We start from the raw sequence: 1,616 nt of genomic DNA, 5'->3' as shown, positions 1-1,616 counted from the left end.
GTATTTCCGTGACTACGCAGGTAACCCGAGCTGGTCAAAGAAAGCCCGGTTCCTCTCTTTTGCCGATTGCAGCAGGCGATCATAAGATACGACTTCAATGAAAGCATTTCGAGGCTTGTTATAACCAAAGAACCCCATTCCATCATAGGTTTCGGTCAGGCTCGTCAGCTCGCAGCGTTCTACCATGGTTGGGGTTAAAAACAGTTCGCAGTAATCTATTATAATCTGAAACTATCTTATACGATCTCAAACAACGATAAGATATTAATGAAGATAGGTGAGGCAGCTCGTTTACTTGGTACAGAACCAGTGACACTACGAAAGTATAGGTGAGCTGCTTCCTGCCAGAAAGACCAAAGGCAGAACTCGTTACTACGACGTATCTGAATTGATGGTCTACAGTAAAGAAGCTGCGCCTACGCGCTACTGCAGAGTATCCGGTCACGACCAAAAGCCAGACTTAGACAGGCTGCAAGAGTTACTGGAAGCCCACTGTTCTGCAAAAGGTTAGCGAATCAGGTTATACGAAAAGATGCTTGAGACTTTGCAAGTTGTTGTTAGCTCACAAGATTGAACTCAGACCGACCAAACAACAAGCCGATTATCTTGATAGGGCTTGCGGTTCTCGTCGTCATGCGTTCAATCAACTGTTAGCCCATTTCAGTCAAGAAGGCGTTAAATGGTCAAAGAAAGCTGCGAATGAAAAATACAAAGCACTCAGGCTTGAGTTTCCCTGGTATGCCGAAGTCAGCCAACGTGTAACCAGGAACACAATCGACGATCTTGATGATGCCTTTACTCGCTTCTTTCGTGGGGTGGAGAAAGGAGAAAAAGCCGGTTATCCAAGATTCAAGAAGCGAGGACTACACGACAGGTTTTCTCTCAGAGAAAAGCCCAAGTTCGATGTTGATGGCAGAACACTTCGCATTGAGAAGCTGGAAACCCGAATCAAAATGCGACAAGAGCTGAGATTCACTGGCACACCCTGTCAGGTGACGATCAGTAAGCGAGCCGGAAAGTATTTCGCTTCTATTTTGGTGGACACTCAGGATTACGACCCAAAAGCACAAAGCAATGAGTCTGTAGGCGTTGATTTTGGCATCAAAGATTTAGCTATTTGCTCGAATGGCAAAACCTTTGCTGCTAATCAGAAACTGAAATGCTCTCTGAAACGCCTGAACAGGAAACAGAAGGCGTTAAGCCGCAAAACAAAGGGAAGCAACCGCTATGCGAAAGCCAAGCGAGCGGTTGCCAAACTGCATTACCGGATAAGTAACCAGCGATCAGCCGTACTGCATGAGGTAAGTGATTATCTGACTTCAAGATTCAAAATAATCACCATCGAAAATATGAATGTAAAAGGCATGGTAAAAAACCGCAAACTGGCAAGAGCAATCAGTGACGCAGGTTTCGGTATGCTGAGAGAACTTGTTGAATACAAGGCAGAGCTGAGAGGTTGCCAGGTTGTGATTGCAGATCGGTTCTTTCCCAGCTCGAAGAAGTGTGCGGTTCATACTTGCGACTACATAAACGACAATCTCACTCTGTCTGATCGTGAGTGACGGTGTCCAAAATGTAAAACCCTGCATGACAGAGATTACAGTGCAAGTTTGAAC

1 protein-coding gene is annotated in these 1,616 nt (G+C 45.4%); it reads left to right on the top strand.

Annotated elements, in window-relative coordinates; genetic code table 11:
• Positions 1-536 precede the first annotated feature (536 nt).
• A complete protein-coding gene (locus ACOMG9_RS18160; protein WP_494529214.1) occupies positions 537-1,562 on the top strand; it encodes an RNA-guided endonuclease InsQ/TnpB family protein in 1,026 nt (341 codons plus the stop codon).
• Positions 1,563-1,616: the final 54 nt, after the last annotated feature.

It is taken from the genome of Endozoicomonas sp. PH6C, assembly GCF_059322965.1.
The sequence above is the reverse complement of the archived record's forward strand: the minus strand, read 5'-3'. Positions and strand labels throughout refer to the sequence as shown.